This is a genomic window from Pseudomonas sp. 1912-s (assembly GCF_029269205.1).
GTDB lineage: Bacteria > Pseudomonadota > Gammaproteobacteria > Pseudomonadales > Pseudomonadaceae > Aquipseudomonas.
The window spans coordinates 15,898-35,644 of the sequence record NZ_JARIXR010000026.1 but is presented as its reverse complement, the minus strand read 5'-3'; the positions used below and the strand labels follow the sequence as shown (position 1 = coordinate 35,644).

The window sequence follows — 19,747 nt, the reverse complement described above, 5'->3', positions numbered from 1 at the left end:
ATCGCGTTGTTAGTGATATACGCGGTCAAGGTGGGAGCTGGCTTGCCTGCGATGGCGGTAGCGGCCGTACAGTAATCTAGCGGCTCTGCAACGACTCCAGCAGCTTCACCGTCGGATAACCATCCGCCGGCCAGCCCAGGGACTGCTGCGCAGCACGAATCGCCTTGCGGGTATTGGCGCCGATGATGCCGTCCGGGTTGCCTGCGTCGTAACCATTGGCGCTGAGCACCGTCTGCAAGTCAATCCGCTGTGAACGCGTCAATGGCAGCTCGTCTTTCGGCCAGCTCCCACGGATCACGCCTCCGCCACCGAACCTTTCCGACAACAAGCCCACCGCCAGCGCGTAGGACGATGAGTTGTTGTACTTGAGGATCGCGCGGAAGTTGTCCAGCACCAGGAACGCCGGGCCACGATAGCCGGCCGGTAGCAGCAGGGCTGCGGAAAGCTGGTTTACGTTGGCCGGGACGCTGGCGCCAGGTGGCACCTGGATCCCCAGTGTCAACCACTCGCCAACGGTTTTGCGCACGCTGCCATCGGCCAGGGCGTAATCAAAATTCAACGGCAGTTGCTGCACCTCAAAGCCCCACGGCTGGCCTTTCTGCCAGCCGGAGCTTTGCAGGTAGTGCGCGGTGGAGGCGAGGGCGTCGGCCGGGCTGTTCCAGATATCGCGGCGGCCGTCACCGTCGAAGTCCACCGCGTGGGTGTTATAGGTGGTCGGGATGAACTGGGTCTGGCCCATGGCCCCGGCCCAGGAACCTTTCATCTGGTCGGCGGCGATATCACCGTGCTGGATGATTTGCAGCGCCGCCAGCAGTTGCGCTTGAGCGAACGCCGGGCGACGGCCCTCATAGGCCAGGGTCGCCAGGGAGCGGATCACCGAGTTGTTGCCCTGAAACTGGCCGAAGTTACTCTCCATGCCCCACACCGAGACCAGTGCCTGGCGGTCGACGCCATAACGGTCCTCAATGCGCTGCAGAATGTCGGCGTATTTCACCAGCAGCGCCTGGCCATTGCGCACGCGCAGCGGCGACAGGGCGCCGTCGAGGTATTCCCACACCGGGCGGGAGAACTCAGGCTGGCTGCGGTCAGCGCGGATCACCGCCATGTCGGGTACGACATTGGCAAACGCAGTGTCGAACACCTGTGGCGTGATACCGGCCTTCAAGGCTTCCACGCGAAAGCCCGCCTGCCATTCGGCAAAGGTCTGGGTTGGCTGGATATCAAGATTGTCCACCGCCAGTGGTGCAACGACGGCAGGCGCAGCTACCGGTGCAGTCTGGAGCGGGGGCAGGGGTTGGGCATCGGCGGCGGTAGGTTTTTCTGCGCAGGCGACTAACAGAATGAGGCTGGAGGCAGCGATCAGTTGGCGAAGGTGCCAACGACGGGAAAGACTAGAGGGCATGCACAGGTCCAGGGAATACGAATCAGGTACAGACCTTATCATGCCAGAGGGGCGCTTGCCTTCAGGCAGCCAGAAAGTAAGAAGCCTCCCAGCTATTAGACTGGAAGGCTTCGCGGCGGTAGCTGCCTTTGCCCTTGCCGGCGCGTTCCTGGCGACTGCGGAACAACGGCTGGGCGATGATGGATTTGGCCTTGTTGGGGCCATGCTTGGATGGCTTTTTGCTCATGATGGTTACTCTTTGGCGGGTTGATGATGCGGTGCGAATCATCTGCCGAAGTTTGGATTCTGTCCAGCCCAGCGACGCGTAGGACTATTCAGCAGGCAACGCCAGGCGCTGTCCTGACATCAAAAGTGACAAACGACTCAGGCTCATCCATGGCGATCCGGCGGCCTGGCCTTTGATCTGCGCGTCAATGCGCTGGGCTTCCAGCAGCAATTGCGCCCAGCGTTGCGCCGAGTGCCGTTGCAGGGCTTTGCTGATCAGCGGTTTGCGCTTGTCCCACACCGGTGGTCGCGCCTGGCTGAAGGCCTTGTCCAACGGGATGCCCTGGCTGTATTGCAGGGCAATATTGGCCAGCAGGCGCAATTCCCGGGCCAGGGCCCAGAGAATCACCGGTGGCTCGACGCCTTCACCGCGCAACCCTTCGAGCATGCGCAGGGCGTGGGCGGGTTCGCCGTTCAGGATCGCGTCCACCAGGCCAAACACGTCAAAGCGTGCGCTGTCAGCCACGGCGCCTTGTACGGTTTCGACAGTGATCTGGCCACCTTCGGCCATCAGCTTGAGCTTTTCGATTTCCTGGGCGGCGGCCAACAGGTTGCCTTCCACTCGCGCCGCGATCAGCTCTACCGCGTCATGACTGGCGGTCAGCCCGGATTGGGACAGGCGCTGGCGAATCCACTGTGGCAATTGCCCGCTGTCCACCGGCCAGATCTGCATGAACTGGGTCTGAGCCCCTTCAACCAGCGCCTTGCCCCACTTGGTTTTCTGCGCGCTGCCATCGAGCTTGGGCAGGCTGATGAGCAACAGTGTGTCTTCAGCCGGGCGCGCACAGTATTCCATCAGTGCCGCCGCGCCCTTGTCACCCGGCTTGCCCGAAGGCAGCCGCAGTTCCAGCAGGCGTTTCTCGGCGAACAGAGACATGCTCGCCCCGGCCTGCAGCAGCGTACCCCAGTCGAAACTGGCGTCGGCGCTGAACACCTGGCGCTCATCGAAGCCCTGTTGGCGGGCGGCCGTGCGAATCGCGTCCGCAGCCTCCTGGCACAGCAGCGGGTCATCACCGCTGACGATGTAGACGGGCGCAAGGCTGCCTTGCAGGTGCTTGGCGAGTTGGGCGGGGGCAAGTTTCATAGGCAGGGCGAACGGGGCGCTTGGGGCGCCCCGTCTGGCTTACTCGGCTGGGACTTCGACAGGCGATTGTTTCGGCTGGCTGTTTTCATACTCTTGCGCCGCTTTCAGCGCATCGGCATCCGCCTTGGCCTTGGCATCTGCCGTTTGCTGCAGCTTATCCAATTGCTCCGGGGTGATCAGTTGCAGGCGCAGAACCATGCGCTGCACCAGTTCACGACGCATTTCCTTGCGCACCTGGGTGACTTCGGAGTCCGAACCCACCAGGTTGTTGCCGTCGTGGCTCACGACTTTCTGCACGACGATCTTGTCGGCCATCAGCGGCAGGTGGTCGTGGCCCTGGATTTCGAAGTAGAGCGTGGTGCTCAGTTCGACGTCCGAAGAGCGCCCGGCACTGGCGTAGCTGAGGTTACGCTGGTCTTCTTTTTCGTCCGCCAGGTTCAGTTTGTAAGCCGCGCCTGAATAGACTTTGACGCCACTGCTTTCCAGGACCTGGCGCAGCTGTTTTACCGTCTCGCCGTAGGAGTTGCGGGCGGTGACGTCGAGTTCCTTGAGCGTCAGCTCGGTGTGGTTGGTGCCGCGCAGCTGGAAGCCACAAGCGCTCAGTAGCACGGCAAGGCCCATAACCAGCAGATTGCGTTTGATCATTTTGATGCTCCCCTTGAAACCATGTGGGCCTTATCGAGGCCCTGGAGGTTTTGTTCGGCGCCAGGGTATGCCCTGGCGCCCGATCCGATTAGCTAGCGACGATATTGACCAGTTTGCCGGGCACCACGATCACTTTGCGGATCGTCAGGCCTTCGGTGAAGCGCAGCACGTTTTCGTTGGTACGGGCGGCGGCTTCGACGTCTTCACGGCTGGCGCTGGCCGGCATGTCGATCTGGCCGCGCAGCTTGCCGTTGACCTGAATCACCAGTTGCAGCGTGTCCTGTACCAGGGCGCTGTCATCCTGTACCGGCCAGCCGGCATCGATGACTGCACCGCTGTGGCCCAAACGGCTCCACAGTTCGTGGCTGATGTGCGGCGTGATCGGCGCCAGCAGCAGGGTGACCGTTTCCAGGCCTTCCTGTACCAGTGCGCGGTCCTGTTCGGTGGCCTGCGGCGCTTTTTCCAGCACGTTCATCAGCGTCATCACCTGGGCGATGGCCGTGTTGAATTTGTGGTGCTGGCCCACGTCCTGGCTGGCCTGGCGGATGGCCAGGTGGGTGCTGCGGCGAATGGTTTTTTGCTCATCGCTCAAGGCGGCAACGTCCAGTTTGCCCGGCAAACCCTGGCTGACATGGGCGTGCGCCAGGCGCCAGACGCGCTTGAGGAAACGGTGCGAACCCTCGACACCGGAGTCGGACCATTCGGCGCTCATGTCTGGCGGCGAGGCGAACATCATGAACAGGCGGCAGGTGTCTGCGCCGAACTGATCGATCATCGACTGTGGATCGACGCCGTTGTTCTTCGACTTGGCCATCTTCTCGGTGCCGCCGATTTCCACCGGCAGGCCGTCGGAGATCAGTTTTGCGCTGATGACCTTGGCCTTGCTGTCACGCACCAGTTCGACATCGGCCGGGTTGAACCAGGTGTAGGCGCCATTGGCTTCGCGACGGTAATAAGTCTCGGCAATCACCATGCCTTGGGTCAGCAGGTTCTTGAACGGCTCGTCGGAGCTCACCAGGCCTTCGTCGCGCATCAGCTTGTGGAAGAAGCGCGCGTACAGCAGGTGAAGGATGGCGTGTTCGATACCGCCGATGTACTGGTCCACCGGCAGCCAGTGGTCGGCCGCGGATTTTTCCACCAGGCCGCCTTCATAGTGTGGCGAGGCGTAGCGGGCGTAGTACCACGAGGACTCCACGAAGGTGTCCATGGTGTCGGTTTCACGCTTGGCCGGGGCACCGCATTTCGGGCAGGTGCATTCGTAGAACTCAGGCATGCGCGCCAGGGGCGAGCCGGCACCGTCCGGCACCACGTCTTCCGGCAGCACGACCGGCAGTTGGTCTTCCGGCACCGGCACGTCACCGCAGGTTTCGCAGTGGATGATCGGGATCGGGCAGCCCCAGTAGCGCTGGCGGCTGATGCCCCAGTCACGCAGGCGGAACTGGGTGCGCGAGGCACCGAGGTTTTTCTTGATCAGGGCTACTTCGATGGCGTCGAACGCGCCTTCGAAATCCAGGCCGTCGAACTCGCCGGAATTGATCAGGGTGCCGTGTTCGTTGTACGCGTCCTGCCACGGAGCCGGGTTGGTGTCGCCCGAGCTTGTGCGCACGACGGACTTGATCGGCAGGTTGTATTTCACGGCGAATTCGAAGTCGCGCTCGTCATGCGCCGGCACAGCCATTACTGCGCCATCGCCGTAGTGCATCAGCACATAGTTGGCGACCCACACCGGCAGTTTCTCACCGGTGAGCGGGTGCTCGACGAACAGCGAGGTCGGCAGGCCTTTTTTCTCTTGGGTGGCGACGTCGGCTTCGGCGACGCTGCCGCCTTTGCATTCGGCGATGAACGCCTGCAGCTCAGGGTTGTTCTGTGCGGCCTGGGTGGCCAGCGGGTGTTCGGCGGCCACGGCGACGTAGGTCGCGCCCATCAGGGTGTCCGGACGGGTGGTGAAGACTTTCAGTACGCCTTCTGCGCCGATGGAATCGACGTTGTAGGGGAACTGCACTTCCATGCCACGGGACTTGCCGATCCAGTTGCGCTGCATGGTCTTGACCTGCTCGGGCCAGCCCGGCAAATCGTCGAGGCTCGACAAGAGTTCATCCGCGTAGGCGGTGATCTTGAAGTAGTACATCGGGATTTCGCGCTTTTCGATCAGCGCGCCGGAACGCCAGCCGCGGCCATCGATCACTTGTTCGTTGGCCAGCACGGTCTGGTCCACCGGGTCCCAGTTGACGGTGCCGCTCTTTTTGTAGATCACGCCTTTTTCGAACAGGCGAGTGAACAGCCATTGTTCCCAGCGGTAGTAATCAGGCTTGCAGGTGGTCACCTCGCGGGACCAGTCCACCGCCAGGCCCAGGCTGCGCAGCTGGGTCTTCATATAGGCGATGTTTTCGTAGGTCCACTTGGCGGGCGCTACGTTGTTCTTCATCGCGGCGTTTTCCGCCGGCATGCCGAAGGCGTCCCAACCCATGGGTTGCAGGACGTTCTTGCCCAGCATGCGCTGGTAGCGGGAGATTACGTCGCCGATGGTGTAGTTGCGCACATGCCCCATGTGAAGCTTGCCGCTGGGGTAAGGGAACATCGATAGGCAATAGAAAGTCTCCTTGCCTGGCTGTTCACTGACTTCAAAGGACTTTTGCTCATCCCAGAACGACTGGGCGGCATTTTCTATTTCACGGGGCTGATATTGTTCGTGCATGGCTACTTTTGAACTGAATAGGGGTGGCCTAATCCTCTTCGGTGCAACGTTCAGGTTGATCGACACCAAAAAACGGCGCGTCCGTGCCCAAACCCTGCGGGAAGTGGAGTTACAGGAAGCGCCGTAGCATACATGACCCCACTCTATCGAGGGAAACCCTGATTGCGCCGCCAAGGCCGTTGGTCGCGGCGTCAGGCAGGCAGGGCCAGCAGGACTACGCTGTTTAGTGGGGAGTGAGTCTTATCTTCAATGAGGTGAGGGATGGTTGATTCGCAGCGAACTTTGACGAAACCGCAGGTGTACGAAGGACTGATCGACCGTTTGGGTCGAGCACTGGATGCAGCAAAAACCTCTGGCCGATTGTGTGATGAACGGCCTCTGGAGTTGGAACTGCGTGGCTTGAGCCAGGCAGAGCTGGAAGTGATCAGGGCGTATCTGGCGTTAAATGAGCATCGCGCGCCCCATGGCATGGCCTCCCCGCCAGCCCAGGAGTTTTCGCAGTCGGCCAAGGTGGTATGGCTCAAGGATTTATCGGCCGGTCGCAGCCCGGAAAAACTCCGGTCCGTGCGTTCCAAGTGAAGCACCGCGTTATCTGTAGCCTTCTCAGCGTGTGTTCTGGTAAAGATTGTCGCTAAACCCCGTTACACCTTAGGCTTCGGGCATCTTTGGAGATGCCCGATGCCTATTCGTTATTTCATTAAACAATTGCTGTTGCCGCCCGGCATTCTGTTGCTGTTGCTGGCCCTTGCCTGGTGGTTTCGTCGCAGCCGTCCGCGCCTCGCGGCGGTGTGCTTTGCGCTGGGGTTCGGCGGGATGTGGTTGATGAGCCTGCCGGTGGTGGTGGAGTGGGGGGCAAAAGCACTTTCGACCGAACCGCCGTTGGCGCGTGACGAATGGGCGACCCTGGCGCAGCGGGCTGATGCCATCGTGGTATTGGGTTCCGGGCGCGAACGCGGGGATCTGGCATGGGGTGCTGATCAGCCGACCGGTATCGGCCTTGAGCGTCAGCGCTATGCCGCGCGACTGGCAAAAGCTTCAGGCTTGCCGGTGCTGACCACCGGTGGCTTGCACTACGGCACGCCGCCCAGCGAGGCGGAACTGATGGCGGTGTCGATGCAGGATGACTTCGGCGTGAGCGTGCGTTGGAAAGAAGAACGCAGCCGCACCACGTGGGAAAACGCACAGATGAGTGCCGAGATTCTGTTGCCGCAGGGCATCAAGCGAGTGGTGGTGGTCACTCACGCTGCGCACATGCCGCGCTCGCGCTGGAGCTTCGAAAAGGCCGGGTTCACGGTGGTGCCGGCGCCGGTGGGCTTTATGGGGGTAGACAATGCCCGGCCATTGGGTGGCTGGATGCCGGAATTCAAGGCGATATGGCAAAGCGGGCAGTTGCTGAATGAAGCGGTGGGGCAGGTGGGTTATCGGTTGTTTTACCGATAACCCACAGGCGCCATTCCTACACGGTCTTGGACATCCGCCCGGCCAGCAAGGCCCAGCCGAACAGGCCAAGGCACAGGATGATCAACGGCCACGACCGCCATTGCAGGTACGGCGTGAGGTTGTGCATCGGCACCACCTCGCCGTAGAGAATCCCGCGTTCAAACTGCGGGATCTGCGCGGTGATCTGCCCGTACGGGTTGATCAGGCCGGTGACGCCATTGTTGGTGGCGCGGATCATCCAGCGGCCGGCTTCCAGGGCGCGCATCTGGGCCATCTGCAAATGCTGCAGCGGGCCGATGGAGCGGCCGAACCAGGTGTCATTGCTGATGGTCAGCAACAAATCGCTGCGGGCCGACAGGCCGGCGGCGAATTCCGGGTACACCACTTCATAGCAAATGAACGGCGCAATCTGATAGCCCTTGGCCTGCAACAGTGCCTGGTCGGCCGGGCCGCGGGCAAAGTCCGACATCGGCAGGTCAAAGAACGCGATCAAACCGCGCAACATGTCCTGCAACGGTACGTACTCGCCAAACGGCACCAGCTTTTGCTTCAGGTAGGTGCCGTCGCCTTCACCCACCACAGTGATGCCATTGAAGAAGCGCTTGTGGTGGTGCACTTCCTGGCGGATCGGCACGCCGGTGATCAGCGCGGTGTGCCGGTCAGCGGCGAACTTGCCCATCATGCCCAGGTAGCCTTCGACGGACTCCTTGAGTACGGGCACGGCGGTTTCCGGCCACACCAGCAGGTCGACGGGCTTGGAGGTAAAACTCATGTCACGGTACAGCGCGAGCTGGGCATTGAGCTGCTCGGGGTCCCATTTCATGCTTTGTTCGACGTTGCCCTGGACGGCCGCCACCGTCAGTGGTGCGCCAGCCGGGGTGGTCCAGGCGTGATGCTTGAGTGCCAGGCCGATGGCCCATGGCGCCACCAATAGCAGCAAGCCGGCACCGATGAACAGGTTGCGCTTGCCTGCCAGCAAACGTGGCAGGTTGAAGATCAAGGCGGCAGTCAGCGCCAGGGCAAAGGAAATCAGCCACATGCCACCCAGTGGTGCGAGGCCGGTGAGGGGGCCGTCGAGCTGGCTGTAACCGGAATAAAGCCATGGAAAGCCGGTGAGGAACCAGCCGCGAAACGCTTCCTGGCCCACCCACAAGGCCGCGAAGGCCAGGGCATCGGCCAATGGCGCTTCGTTGCGGCGCAGCCAGCGCGCCCAGAGCCACGCGGGCAGGGCAAAGAACCAGGCAATTGCCGCGGTAAACGCGAGCATCAGCATGCCCGCCAGCAGCACCGAAGCGCCGCCGAAATGGTGGATGCTGTAATAGATCCAGCTGGTGCCGGCGCCAAACAGGCCGAAGCCGAAACACCAGCCGCGCCACAAGGCCTGGCGCGGTGTCAGCTCACGCAGTCCCGCATAAAAGAAACCGACCGCCACCAGCGCAAATGGCCAGAGATCGAACGGCGCCAGCGCCAGGGTGGTGATGGCACCGGCCACCACAGCCAGCAGGTTACCGGGCCAGCCGGGTGCAATCATACGGCGCATGTCAGTCCTTAGCGGGCAATAGGTGTCAGGCGGATCAGATGGATCCTACGGCTATCAGCATTCAGGATGCGGAAGCGATAGGCACCGATCTCGGTGGTCTCGTTACGTTTTGGCAGATGCCCGAACGCGCTCATCACCAGGCCGCCGACGGTGTCGAATTCATCGTCGGAGAATTCGCTGTCGAAGAACTCGTTGAAGTTCTCGATCGGCGTCAGGGCCTTGACCAGGAAGTCACCGCTGGGCAGCGGCTTGATATAGCTGTCTTCTTCGACATCGTGTTCGTCCTCGATGTCGCCGACGATCTGTTCCAGCACGTCTTCGATGGTCACCAGGCCGGCAACGCCGCCGTATTCGTCAATCACGATGGCCATGTGATTGTGGTTCGCACGAAATTCGCGCAGCAGCACATTCAGGCGCTTGGATTCGGGGACGAAGGTGGCAGGACGCAGCAGGTCCTTGATGTTGAAGCTGTCGCCGTTCTCCTTGAGGATCAGCGGCAGCAGGTCCTTGGCCAGCAGGACGCCCATGACGTCGTCATGGCTTTCGCCGATCACCGGGTAGCGCGAGTGCGCGGAGTCGATGACGGCCGGGAGGAACTCCCGAGGGGTCTGGGTCGCCTTGATGCTGACCATCTGCGAGCGCGGAACCATGATGTCCCGTACTTGCAGGTCAGCCACCTGGATGGCGCCTTCGACGATGGCCAGCGCTTCGCTGTCCAGCAACTTGTTCTGATGTGCCTCGCGCAGCAGCTCCAGCAGCTCCTGGCGGTTTTTCGGCTCGTGGGCAAAGGCCTGGGTGAGTTTCCCCAGCCATGACTTTTGCCCGTTGCTCGATCGGTCTTCGCTCATAGCGATTACTCTAAATCCTTTATTGTTTCAGTTAGGTGTAGTTGCAATTTCGTCGTCTGCATACGGGTCGCGATGACCCAGTTCTGCAAGCAACGTTCGTTCCAGTGCTTCCATTTCTTCGGCTTCGTCATCGTCTATATGGTCGTAACCCAAGAGATGCAAGCAGCCGTGGATGACCAGATGGGCCCAGTGGGCTTCAAGTTCCTTGCCTTGTTCCTTTGCTTCACGCTCGACCACTTCGACGCAGATAACAAGATCCCCCAGCAACGGGATATCCAGCAGCTCATCGGGTACGTCGGCGGGAAACGACAGCACGTTGGTTGCGTAGTCTTTTTGTCGCCAGGTGTGATTCAGTTCACGGCCTTCGGGCTCGTCCACCAGGCGAATGGTCAGTTCCGAGTCGGCGGTGCGCTGGCGCAGGGCCAGGGTGCACCACTGGCGGAACTGTTCTTCGCTGGGGGCGGGCGCTTCAGTGGCCAGTTGCAGGTCAAGCTCAAGCATCGCGGCGAGTGTCCTTGGCCGGTTGGTCGTCGCGGTGGTCGAAGCGCTCGTAGGCTTCGACAATGCGCTGCACCAACGGGTGACGTACCACGTCTTTGGGCATGAAGTGGGTGAAGCTGATCCCCGGCACGTCCTTGAGCACCTCGATCACCTGGGCCAGGCCCGATTTGGTGCCTTTGGGCAGGTCGACCTGGGTGACGTCGCCGGTGATCACGGCCGTGGAGCCGAAGCCGATCCGGGTGAGGAACATTTTCATCTGCTCGACGGTGGTGTTCTGGCTTTCGTCGAGGATGATGAAGCTGTTGTTCAGCGTACGACCGCGCATGTAGGCCAGCGGGGCGATTTCGATCACCTGGCGCTCGATCAGCTTGGCCACGTATTCGAAGCCGAGCATCTCGTAGAGGGCGTCGTAGAGCGGGCGCAGGTACGGGTCGATCTTCTGGGCCAGGTCGCCGGGCAGAAAGCCCAGTTTCTCGCCAGCTTCCACCGCCGGGCGCACCAGCAGGATGCGTCGCACCTGCTCGCGCTCCAGGGCGTCGACCGCGCAAGCCACGGCCAGGTAGGTCTTGCCGGTACCGGCCGGGCCGATGCCGAAGTTGATGTCGTTGCCCAGAATCTCTTTGACGTAGCGCTGCTGATTCAAGCCGCGAGGGCGAATCATGCCTTTCTTGGTGCGCAGGGCCACGCTGGCTTCGGCCACCGGGTTATTGGCCAGGTCTTGCACCGCGGATTCCTGCAGGTACAGGTGCACCGTTTCTGGCGACAGCTCGCTACCTTTGGTTTCCCGGTAGAGGCGGCGCAGAAGGTTTTCTGCCGAGGTGGTGTGTTGGGGTTCACCAATAAGCTCGAATTGATTGCCGCGGTTGCGGATCTCGATGCTCAGGCGTTGTTCGATCAGGCGCAGGTGCTCGTCGAACTGTCCGCACAGATTGGCGAAACGGCGAGCCTCAAAGGGCTCGAGGAGAAAACGATGTGGTTCTATGGGTGCGTTCAAGGTCGCTTTTAGCCGCCCTGGGGCAATTAAGATGAAATCAAGGATAACGCCAGCAGGCTGCGTGCGAAAGCACTTATATATCCCGGACCCGCTCTCAAGAACAAAGGCGATCCAGTGTGGGAGCTGGCTTGCCTGCGATGAGGCCGGCACGTCCAAAAGAGAGGCTGCCTGTTATATCGCTATCGCAGGCAAGCCAGCTCCCACATTTGATCTTCATTTGCCTTGAAAACCGGGCTCTCAGTTAACCAGCGAGCCGCGCAGCGAGTGCGGTTGCGCCGCGTCGATGTGCACGTCGGCGAACTGCCCGATCAGCGTCGGATTATCGCAACGGAAGTTGACGATCCGGTTGTTCTCGGTCCGGCCCTGCAATTCGCCAGGGTCCTTTTTCGAGTAGTCGGTGACCAGGATGCGCTGGGTCGAACCCACCATCTGTCGGCTGATCTCGAAACCCTGCTGGTTGAGGCGGTGTTGCAGGGCGTTCAAACGCTCCTTCTTCAACGCTTCCGGGGTTTCGTCGAGCAGGTCGGCCGCCGGGGTGCCCGGGCGCTGGCTGTAGACGAAGGAGTAGGAGAAGTCGAAACCGACGTCTTCAATCAGCTTCATGGTCTGCTGGAAATCTTTCTCGGTTTCGCCCGGGAAGCCGACGATAAAGTCCGAACTGATGCAAATCCCCGGGACTGCCGCACGCAATTTGCGCAGTTTGGATTTGTATTCCAGGGCGGTGTGGTTGCGCTTCATGGCCGAGAGAATGCGGTCCGAGCCCGATTGCACCGGCAGATGCAGGTGTTTGACCAGTTCCGGCACTTCGGCGTGGGCCTGGATCAGGCTGTCGGAGAACTCCAGCGGGTGCGAGGTGGTGTAGCGGATCCGCTCGATCCCGTCGACGGCAGCCACCACGCGGATCAGCTCCGCGAGGTCAGCCAGGCGCCCATCGTGGGTCCGGCCGCGATAACCGTTGACGTTCTGCCCCAGCAGGGTCACTTCGCGCACGCCGTTCTCGGCCAGGTGGATGATCTCTGCCAGCACGTCGTCGAACGGGCGGCTGACTTCTTCGCCGCGGGTGTACGGCACCACGCAGAAGGTGCAGTACTTGCTGCAACCTTCCATCACCGACACATACGCGCTCGGGCCGTCGATGCGCGGCTCGGGCAGGTGGTCGAATTTTTCGATTTCCGGGAACGAGACGTCGACTTGCGGCAGCTTGGTGATGCGGGCGGCGTCGATCATTTCCGGCAGGCGGTGCAGGGTTTGCGGGCCGAAGACCACGTCGACATACGGTGCGCGGTCGCGGATGGCGGCGCCTTCCTGGCTGGCCACGCAACCGCCAACGGCGATCACCATGTCCGGGTTGGCCAGTTTCAGCTCGCGCCAGCGGCCCAGCTGCGAGTAGACCCGGTCCTGGGCCCGCTCGCGGATCGAGCAGGTATTGAGCAGGATCACGTCGGCATCTTCGGCGCGGGCGGTGACTTCCAGGGCCTGATGTTCACCCAGCAGATCGACCATGCGCGAGCTGTCGTACTCGTTCATCTGGCAACCGTGGGTTTCGATGTAAAGCTTCTTGGCCATGGGGGATCGTCAACTGGTGGTAAAGAACCGCGCATTATAGGGGGCATGCCGATAGGTTCCTAGCACTGTGCATCGGACGCCATGCTATAGTTCGCGCCCTCTTTTATATCCCCCGATGTGTTACCCGCCCACCATGACCAAACGTGAAGCTCCAATCTACAAGGTGATTTTCCTTAACCAGGGCCAGGTGTTCGAAATGTACGCCAAGCAGATCTATCAAAGTGATCTGTGGGGCTTCCTGGAAGTGGAAGAGTTCGTCTTTGGCGAGCGCACACAGCTGGTCGTCGACCCGGGCGAGGAAAAACTCAAGGCTCAGTTCGAAGGCGTGGTGCGCAGTTTTGTGCCGATGCATTCGATTGTGCGCATCGATGAAGTCGAGCGCCTGGGGACGCCGAAAATCAGCGAGGCCCGGGGCATGAGCAACGTCATGCCGTTTCCGATGCCGATGCCAGAGAAGTAAGACCGTGAATGTTCCCATGCCATGCATGGGAGCAATTCCTCAGCGTGAAGGATCCGGCAGTGGCGAGAATGGCGAGCTGCCATCTGCACTCTGCAGTTCCTGCAGGTAGTTGCGGAAAATCTGCCCCAGTACCTGGGTCGCCACTTCCAGTTCGTCGCGCTGCATGTGCTCGGCCACTTCGTCGGCCGTGTCCAGCGCATCTTCGGCGCCATTGACCGCCGCCATTTTCAGCACGATATACGCCTGAACGTTATTGGCCGGTACGCCTTCGCCGTGGAAAAACATGGTGCCCAGCTGGAATTGCGCCTGGGCGTGGCCCTGCAACGAGGCTTTCTCGAAGTAGTTCAAGGCTTTGTTGAGGTCGCGTGCGGGGTTTTTACTGTCGTAGAAGTACTCGCCCAACTCGTATTGCGCCTGCGCATCCCCACCATCGGCCTGTTTCTGGCACGCGCTCAGGGCTTCGGCCTGGCTTTCTGGCTGGGTATTGAGGGTGCAACGACCCATCGCTGGGATTAACAACGAGTTGCCGCCTGCCTGGGCAAACGCCAGCAGCGGCTGAAGGAGCAACAGGCAGCCCAGAACCAGGGTGCGGCCGGTGCGTTTCATGGGAATCGACTTACCTCTGACGGGGCGCGGGACCCACGGGGGGATCCAATAAGCGCGCATTATGAAATAAGCAGGCACCTGCTTACAAAGTCTTTACTCGTTTTTCTGCTGCGTGGGCAAGTTATCTGCCGGATTGCAGGTAAATTCTCGAAAAAAGACGGAAATATCTGTAAGCAAAGTAGCAAATCTGACGCCGCCAGGGGCGACGTCAGGTTTTTGAGGCGCTTATTTCAAGGCGGCGAAGGCGCGTTCAGCGGCGTCGAGGGTCAGTTTCAGCTCGGCATCACCATGGGCAATCGAGGTGAAACCGGCTTCAAAGGCGCTCGGTGCCAGGTACACGCCACCTTCCAGCATCAGGTGGAAGAAGCGCTTGAACAGATCGGCATCGCTGCCCATCACGTCGTCGAAGGTGACGATGTCGTCGGCGCCGCTGAAGTACAGGCCGAACATGCCGCCCGCCTGGGTGGTCACGAACGGAATGCCAGCCGCGTCGGCGCGCTGTTGCAGGCCGTCCAGCAGGCGGGTGGTGTAGTCGGTCAGCTCGGCGTGGAAGCCCGGGCGGCTGATCAGGCGCAGGGTGGTCAGGCCGGCGGCCATGGCCAGCGGGTTACCCGAGAGCGTGCCCGCCTGGTACACCGGGCCCAGTGGCGCGATGTGTTGCATGATTTCTCGCTTGCCGCCGAAGCAGCCCACCGGCATGCCGCCACCTATGATCTTGCCGAAGGTGCTCAGGTCGGGCGTCACGCCGTAGTACGCCTGGGCGCCGCCGAGGGCAACGCGGAAACCGGTCATCACTTCGTCAAAAATCAGCACCACGCCGTGCTTGTCGCACTGTTCGCGCAGGCCTTCCAGAAAGCCCGGTGCCGGCGGTACGCAGTTCATGTTGCCGGCCACTGGCTCGACGATGATGCAGGCCACTTCCTGGCCGACTTCGCTGAGCATCTGCTCGACGGCGGCGATGTCGTTGAACGGCAGGGTCAGGGTGTGTTTGGCAAACGCGGCCGGCACCCCGGCGGAGCTCGGTACGCCCTGGGTCAGTGCGCCGGAACCGGCCTTGACCAGCAGGCTGTCGGAGTGGCCGTGGTAGCAGCCTTCGAACTTGATGATGCTGTCGCGGCCGGTGAAACCACGGGCCAGGCGAATCGCACTCATGGTGGCTTCGGTGCCGGAGCTGACCATCCGCACCATCTCCATGGACGGCACGATGGAGCAGACCAGGTCTGCCATCTCGGTTTCCATGGCGGTGGGTGCGCCATAGGACAGGCCGTGTTGCAGTTGCTGGCGTACTGCATCCAGCACGTCCGGGTGGCTGTGGCCGAGGATCATCGGGCCCCACGAACCCACGTAGTCGACGTAACGCTTGTCATCTTCGTCAGTGACGTAGGCGCCTTCGGCATGCTTGAAGAACAACGGGGTGCCGCCAACGCTCTTGAACGCTCGCACGGGGGAGTTCACACCGCCGGGGATGTGTTTCTGGGCATTGGCAAACAGGGTTTCGGAACGGGACATGATCGTGTTCTCTGAATTCAAGATTTTAGAAGATCGTTAAAGGCGCGGGCGCGGCGGGTGACTTCCTGGGTGCTGTCGGCACCAAACAGGCCGTGCACCACCGCCAGCAGGTCGGCACCGTGGGCCACCAGTGGTTCGGCGTTTTCCAGGGTGACGCCGCCGATCACGCAGATCGGCAGGTGCAACCGCGCGCGGGCCTGGGCCAGCAGTTCAACGGTGGCCGCCGGGGCGCCGGGCTTGGTGTTGGAGTTGAAGAAGCGGCCGAAGGCGACGTAACTGGCGCCCTCTTTGGCGGCCTGCTCGGCCAGCTCGATCTGGCTGTGGCAGGTGGAACCGATGATCGCCTTGGAGCCCAGCAGTGCACGAGCCGGGGTCAACGGGCCGTCGGTCTGGCCCAGGTGTACGCCGACGCCGAGGCGCGCGGCCAGTTCGGCGTCATCGTTGATGATCAGTTGTGTCTTGTAGCGCGAGCACAGCTCACGGAGCTTTTCGGCTTCCCGCAGGCGGCGCGCTTCGTCGCTGCTTTTATCGCGGTATTGCAACAGGGTCACGCCACCGTCCAACGCCGCTTCGACGTAGGCGAGGAACTTGCCGGCCAACAGTTGGCTGTCGGTAATGGCATAAAGGCCACGTAGTTTCATCGGACAGGCCTCTTGGTGTTACGAGCAGAAATCCAACGGCAGACGACGAGGCACGAATTGCCCCTGGCCGAGTTGTTCAGCGTCACGCAGGGTGCGCCAAGTGTAGTTGAGGGCTGATTGCACCGCGCTCACCAAACCTTCGCCCTGTGCCAGCCGACCGGCCAGCGCGCTGGCCAGGGTGCAGCCGGAACCGTGATAACTGCCGGGCAGGCGCTGGCAGGTAAAGGTCTGGTGCGTGCCGTCGCGGCTGTAGAGGCGGTTGTGCACTTCGTGCTCGTCGCCATGGCCGCCGGTGATCAGCAGGTGCTTGATGAACGGCAGCAGCCTGGCGGCGCATTCGTCCGCCGTGCCCTCGGGCAGTTCAGCGAGGATGCGCGCTTCGGGCAGGTTTGGCGTGGCGATCAGCGACAGCGGCAACAGCCGTTCGCGCATGGCATAGCCGACTTCGTCCTTGCCCAGGCTACCGCCGCCACCGGCACGCAGCACCGGGTCGCAGACCACCGGCAGATGCGGGTGCGCCTGGAGCAGTTCGACCACAGTGTCGACCATCTCCAGGGAACCGAGCATGCCCAGTTTCACCGCCGCGACGTCGGAGTCGCCGAGCACGGCGTTGGCCTGGGCCAGCACCCACTCGCGGTCCAGCACGCGGAAATCGCTGACGTTGACGGTGTTCTGCACGGTCAGCGCGGTAACGGCCGGGGCCGCATGACAACCCTGGGCGAGCAGGGCTTCGATATCTGCCTGCAAGCCGGCGCCACCACTGGGATCATGGCCGGAGAGACAGAGGACAACGGGGCGAGAGCTGTAGATATTCATGGTGCGCGAGCTTACCACCAAACGCTTTTTGGGTGGCTGTCGGGCGATGGTTGAATTTTTAGCGGAGGAGTCGGACGAAATGGCTGTTTGCTATCATGCGCAAATACAGGTCAAATACTCTGTAATGCCCGTTCTAGAGCCTTTCAAAAAATTATTTCAATGGTGTCTTTTGGCCTGTAATGGCTATGCTAGAGTGGATCCAAACCAATAACTGTATCGCCGGTATACGTCTGCTCAAAAGGAATGGAGGCTTTTGACATAACCGGACAGGTCACGCTGGGGCTCTATGCGCTATTTGCTGATGTTACTGTTGAGCGGGCTGCCGATGCTGGCCGGCGCAGTCGAGTTCAACGAGACCACCACGCGGTTGCCCCTGGGCCAAGTGATGCAAGTGCTTGAAGACCCAAGTGGCGCCCTGACCATTGGCGATATCAGCTCGCCGGTCCTCGCCAGTCGCTTCAAGACCCATGACAAAGCCACCCTGAATGCCGGCTATTCGCGCTCGGTGTTCTGGCTCAAGCTCGACCTGCATTACCGTCCGACAATTCTGGATGTCTCGCGCCACTGGCTGCTGGAACTGGCGTATCCGCCGCTCAACCAACTGGAGCTGTACGAGCCGGACAGCGTCGGCAACTATCGACTGGTCTCGCGCACCGGCAGCAGCCTGCCGTTTTCCAGCCGTGAGATTCGCCAGAGTAACTACCTGTTCAAGCTCGACTTCGCGCCGGACCAACGGGAAATCCTGTACCTGCGCCTGCAAAGCCAGGGCTCGATCCAGGCACCGCTGACCCTCTGGTCCACCACCGCGTACCTCGAAGAACAGCCGCTGCGCCTGTACGTGCTGGGCGTGATCTACGGCGTGCTGCTCGGCATGCTGGTCTACAACCTGTTCATCTWCCTGAGCGTGCGCGACACCAGCTACCTCTATTACATCCTCTATATTGCTTCGTTCGGCCTGTATCAACTGTCGGTCAATGGCGTGGCCGTGCAGTACTTCTGGCCTGATAACCCGTGGTGGGCGAATGCGGCGGTGCCGTTCCTGATCGGTTCGGCGGCGCTGTTCGGCAGCCTGTTTGCCCGCAGCTTCCTGCACACCGCGCTTTACAGTCGCTGGATCAACCGGCTGTTACTGGCGCTGGCGGTCAGCGGTGCGGCGGTGATGGTGCTGGCGCTGTTCACCAGTTATGCATTGGCCCTGCGCCTGGCCACCGGTTTGGCGCTGGTGTTCACCGTGACCATCTTCGTCGCAGCCATCAAGGCCTGGTACTGCGGCCAGCGGATGGCGCGTTACTTCATCATTGCCTGGACTGCGTTCCTGCTGGGCGGGGTGGTCAATACGATGATGGTGCTGGGCTACCTGCCCAATGTGTTCCTCACGATGTACGCCAGCCAGATCGGCTCGGCACTCGAAGTGGCCCTGCTGTCCCTGGCCCTGGCCGACCGCATCAATGCGATGCGTGAGCAGCAGGCGCAAATCCTGTTTGATGCCAGCCAGAAACTCGAAGTGCTCAACACCCAACTGGCCCACAGCAACCAGCTCAAGGATGAATTCCTCGCCACCTTGACCCACGAACTGCGCACGCCGATGAACGGCGTGATCGGCTCCCTGGAGTTGATGCAGACCGAGCCGCTGCAAGGCGACCTCGCCCAGTATCACCAAACTGCCGCCGGCTCGGCCCGCGAGATGATGCGCATGGTCAACGGCATCCTGACCCTCACCGAACTGCAGGCCGGGCGCCTCAGCCCGCAACCCGAGGTGTTCAGCCTGCGTGGCGTGCTCGACACCTTGCGCCAGCAGTTCGCGACCAGCGCCCAGAGTAAGGGCCTGGAGTTTTCGATCGACCTGGCGGATGAGCTGCCGGACCGCATCAACGCTGATCCCGGCAAGTTGGCGCAATGCCTGGATTGCCTGCTGGACAACGCCTTCAAGTTCACCCACGAAGGTTCGGTGCGTGTTCGGGTAGTCGGCGTGCCCCAGGCTGACGGGACGTTGCGCCTGACCTTTATCGTGACCGACACCGGCATCGGGTTCGCCTACCTCGATGAAGCAACCCTGTACCAGCGCTTCTTCCAGCTTGATGGCTCGACCACGCGTCGGTACGGCGGCATGGGCATCGGCCTGGCAATCTGCCGGCAATTGATCGAATTGCTCGGTGGGCGCCTCACCCATAATTCCGAGCCGCGGCGTGGCAGCCGCTTCCAACTGGAACTGGCTGTCAGCCCAGTGCAACCCGAGCCAGCGCCAGTGCGGCGAGTACCGCAGCCACAACGCAGCCCTCAGGAGTGCGCAGTGTTGCTGGTAGACGACAACAGCGTGGCCCAACTGGTGGTGCGCGGCATGTTGCTCAAGCTCGGTTACCGCGTGAAAACCGTCGACAACGGGCCGGCCGCCCTGGCGCTATTGCAGAGTGAAACCTTCGATGCCGTGTTGCTGGATGTGCCGGAGGGTGGGTTCTCTCTGTGCTGTCAGATTCGTGCGTTGCCCGGCTGTGGCGAACTGCCAGTGATCGCCTTGAGCACCTCGCAGCATGCGCCGGAACGCGAGAGCTGCCACGGCGTGGGTATCACTGACCGAGTGACCAAACCGGTACGCTTTGAAGCCTTGCAGTTGGTGCTGCAACTGCGGTTGCTGCATCAGGTCGAGGGCGAAAGCGCCGCGAATTAGGCGTGTATGCCACTTTTTTAAGCCGGGTGACGGTGCTTAACTGAAATTCAGGCCTCAATGAACGTGGCCTT

18 protein-coding genes are annotated in these 19,747 nt (G+C 61.4%); 4 read left to right on the top strand and 14 right to left on the bottom strand.

Annotated features, from left to right (window positions below; all coding sequences use genetic code 11):
• Positions 1-76 precede the first annotated feature (76 nt).
• From P3C29_RS25485 to leuS, 5 genes are all read right to left on the bottom strand, one after another.
• The gene (locus tag P3C29_RS25485; protein ID WP_029616064.1) at positions 77-1,402 is read right to left on the bottom strand and encodes a lytic murein transglycosylase; all 1,326 of its coding nucleotides are present in this window, start codon (positions 1,400-1,402) and stop codon (positions 77-79) included.
• A gap of 61 nt (positions 1,403-1,463) precedes the next feature.
• The gene (arfA, locus tag P3C29_RS25480) at positions 1,464-1,628 is read right to left on the bottom strand and encodes an alternative ribosome rescue factor ArfA (RefSeq protein WP_003176285.1); all 165 of its coding nucleotides are present in this window, start codon (positions 1,626-1,628) and stop codon (positions 1,464-1,466) included.
• An 84-nt stretch (positions 1,629-1,712) separates the two neighbouring features.
• Positions 1,713-2,750: a DNA polymerase III subunit delta gene (holA, locus tag P3C29_RS25475; protein ID WP_169386375.1), complete on the bottom strand. Its 1,038-nt coding sequence runs from the start codon at positions 2,748-2,750 to the stop codon at positions 1,713-1,715.
• Between the two features lie 39 nt (positions 2,751-2,789).
• A complete protein-coding gene (gene lptE, locus P3C29_RS25470) occupies positions 2,790-3,395 on the bottom strand; it encodes an LPS assembly lipoprotein LptE (protein ID WP_275965788.1) in 606 nt (201 codons plus the stop codon).
• Between the two features lie 88 nt (positions 3,396-3,483).
• Positions 3,484-6,090, bottom strand: a complete 2,607-nt coding sequence (gene leuS / locus P3C29_RS25465; RefSeq protein WP_201125447.1) for a leucine--tRNA ligase — start codon at positions 6,088-6,090, stop codon at positions 3,484-3,486.
• Positions 6,091-6,351: 261 nt separating this feature from the next.
• Between leuS and P3C29_RS25460 the strand changes: the two genes are divergently transcribed.
• Positions 6,352-6,669, top strand: coding sequence for a hypothetical protein (locus tag P3C29_RS25460; protein ID WP_275965787.1), 318 nt, complete (start codon positions 6,352-6,354; stop codon positions 6,667-6,669).
• Between the two features lie 99 nt (positions 6,670-6,768).
• A complete protein-coding gene (locus P3C29_RS25455) occupies positions 6,769-7,530 on the top strand; it encodes a YdcF family protein (RefSeq protein ID WP_275965786.1) in 762 nt (253 codons plus the stop codon).
• Between the two features lie 16 nt (positions 7,531-7,546).
• Here P3C29_RS25455 and lnt read toward each other — a convergent pair whose 3' ends face one another.
• From lnt to miaB, 5 genes are all read right to left on the bottom strand, one after another.
• Positions 7,547-9,070, bottom strand: coding sequence for an apolipoprotein N-acyltransferase (gene lnt, locus P3C29_RS25450; protein WP_275965785.1), 1,524 nt, complete (start codon positions 9,068-9,070; stop codon positions 7,547-7,549).
• An 8-nt stretch (positions 9,071-9,078) separates the two neighbouring features.
• On the bottom strand, positions 9,079-9,918 hold the full coding sequence (locus tag P3C29_RS25445) for an HlyC/CorC family transporter (protein WP_003215451.1): 840 nt from the start codon (positions 9,916-9,918) through the stop codon (positions 9,079-9,081).
• Between the two features lie 27 nt (positions 9,919-9,945).
• A complete protein-coding gene (ybeY, locus tag P3C29_RS25440; RefSeq protein ID WP_003215452.1) occupies positions 9,946-10,419 on the bottom strand; it encodes an rRNA maturation RNase YbeY in 474 nt (157 codons plus the stop codon).
• On the bottom strand, positions 10,412-11,413 hold the full coding sequence (locus P3C29_RS25435; protein ID WP_010174798.1) for a PhoH family protein: 1,002 nt from the start codon (positions 11,411-11,413) through the stop codon (positions 10,412-10,414). Before P3C29_RS25435 ends, ybeY begins: the two co-directional genes overlap by 8 nt.
• Before the next feature lie 237 nt (positions 11,414-11,650).
• Positions 11,651-12,979 (bottom strand): tRNA (N6-isopentenyl adenosine(37)-C2)-methylthiotransferase MiaB, encoded by a 1,329-nt coding sequence (miaB, locus tag P3C29_RS25430; protein ID WP_275965784.1) that lies wholly within the window; start codon positions 12,977-12,979, stop codon positions 11,651-11,653.
• Between the two features lie 133 nt (positions 12,980-13,112).
• On the opposite strand from miaB, the gene P3C29_RS25425 reads away from it, so the two are divergent.
• On the top strand, positions 13,113-13,439 hold the full coding sequence (locus P3C29_RS25425) for a DUF1820 family protein (protein ID WP_003215457.1): 327 nt from the start codon (positions 13,113-13,115) through the stop codon (positions 13,437-13,439).
• Between the two features lie 39 nt (positions 13,440-13,478).
• Here P3C29_RS25425 and P3C29_RS25420 read toward each other — a convergent pair whose 3' ends face one another.
• The 4 genes from P3C29_RS25420 to P3C29_RS25405 form a co-directional block, all read right to left on the bottom strand.
• On the bottom strand, positions 13,479-14,045 hold the full coding sequence (locus P3C29_RS25420) for a tetratricopeptide repeat protein (RefSeq protein WP_010174800.1): 567 nt from the start codon (positions 14,043-14,045) through the stop codon (positions 13,479-13,481).
• Between the two features lie 225 nt (positions 14,046-14,270).
• On the bottom strand, positions 14,271-15,554 hold the full coding sequence (gene hemL, locus P3C29_RS25415; RefSeq protein WP_063026923.1) for a glutamate-1-semialdehyde 2,1-aminomutase: 1,284 nt from the start codon (positions 15,552-15,554) through the stop codon (positions 14,271-14,273).
• A gap of 17 nt (positions 15,555-15,571) precedes the next feature.
• Entirely contained in the window at positions 15,572-16,195 is a 624-nt protein-coding gene (gene thiE, locus P3C29_RS25410) for a thiamine phosphate synthase (RefSeq protein WP_201125445.1), read from the bottom strand.
• 18 nt (positions 16,196-16,213) lie between these two features.
• Positions 16,214-17,011, bottom strand: a complete 798-nt coding sequence (locus P3C29_RS25405; RefSeq protein WP_010174803.1) for a hydroxymethylpyrimidine/phosphomethylpyrimidine kinase — start codon at positions 17,009-17,011, stop codon at positions 16,214-16,216.
• 286 nt (positions 17,012-17,297) lie between these two features.
• Between P3C29_RS25405 and P3C29_RS25400 the strand changes: the two genes are divergently transcribed.
• Entirely contained in the window at positions 17,298-19,676 is a 2,379-nt protein-coding gene (locus P3C29_RS25400; protein ID WP_275965783.1) for a hybrid sensor histidine kinase/response regulator, read from the top strand.
• Positions 19,677-19,747 lie beyond the last annotated feature (71 nt).

Bases quoted from the DNA above. Each gene is read 5' to 3' on its own strand.
- P3C29_RS25485 (WP_029616064.1), bottom strand. From the start codon at position 1,402: ATGCCCTCTAGTCTTTCCCGTCGTTGGCACCTTCGCCAACTGATCGCT.
- arfA (WP_003176285.1), bottom strand. From the start codon at position 1,628: ATGAGCAAAAAGCCATCCAAGCATGGCCCCAACAAGGCCAAATCCATC.
- holA (WP_169386375.1), bottom strand. From the start codon at position 2,750: ATGAAACTTGCCCCCGCCCAACTCGCCAAGCACCTGCAAGGCAGCCTT.
- lptE (WP_275965788.1), bottom strand. From the start codon at position 3,395: ATGATCAAACGCAATCTGCTGGTTATGGGCCTTGCCGTGCTACTGAGC.
- leuS (WP_201125447.1), bottom strand. From the start codon at position 6,090: ATGCACGAACAATATCAGCCCCGTGAAATAGAAAATGCCGCCCAGTCG.
- P3C29_RS25460 (WP_275965787.1), top strand. From the start codon at position 6,352: ATGGTTGATTCGCAGCGAACTTTGACGAAACCGCAGGTGTACGAAGGA.
- P3C29_RS25455 (WP_275965786.1), top strand. From the start codon at position 6,769: ATGCCTATTCGTTATTTCATTAAACAATTGCTGTTGCCGCCCGGCATT.
- lnt (WP_275965785.1), bottom strand. From the start codon at position 9,070: ATGCGCCGTATGATTGCACCCGGCTGGCCCGGTAACCTGCTGGCTGTG.
- P3C29_RS25445 (WP_003215451.1), bottom strand. From the start codon at position 9,918: ATGAGCGAAGACCGATCGAGCAACGGGCAAAAGTCATGGCTGGGGAAA.
- ybeY (WP_003215452.1), bottom strand. From the start codon at position 10,419: ATGCTTGAGCTTGACCTGCAACTGGCCACTGAAGCGCCCGCCCCCAGC.
- miaB (WP_275965784.1), bottom strand. From the start codon at position 12,979: ATGGCCAAGAAGCTTTACATCGAAACCCACGGTTGCCAGATGAACGAG.
- P3C29_RS25425 (WP_003215457.1), top strand. From the start codon at position 13,113: ATGACCAAACGTGAAGCTCCAATCTACAAGGTGATTTTCCTTAACCAG.
- P3C29_RS25420 (WP_010174800.1), bottom strand. From the start codon at position 14,045: ATGAAACGCACCGGCCGCACCCTGGTTCTGGGCTGCCTGTTGCTCCTT.
- hemL (WP_063026923.1), bottom strand. From the start codon at position 15,554: ATGTCCCGTTCCGAAACCCTGTTTGCCAATGCCCAGAAACACATCCCC.
- thiE (WP_201125445.1), bottom strand. From the start codon at position 16,195: ATGAAACTACGTGGCCTTTATGCCATTACCGACAGCCAACTGTTGGCC.
- P3C29_RS25405 (WP_010174803.1), bottom strand. From the start codon at position 17,011: ATGAATATCTACAGCTCTCGCCCCGTTGTCCTCTGTCTCTCCGGCCAT.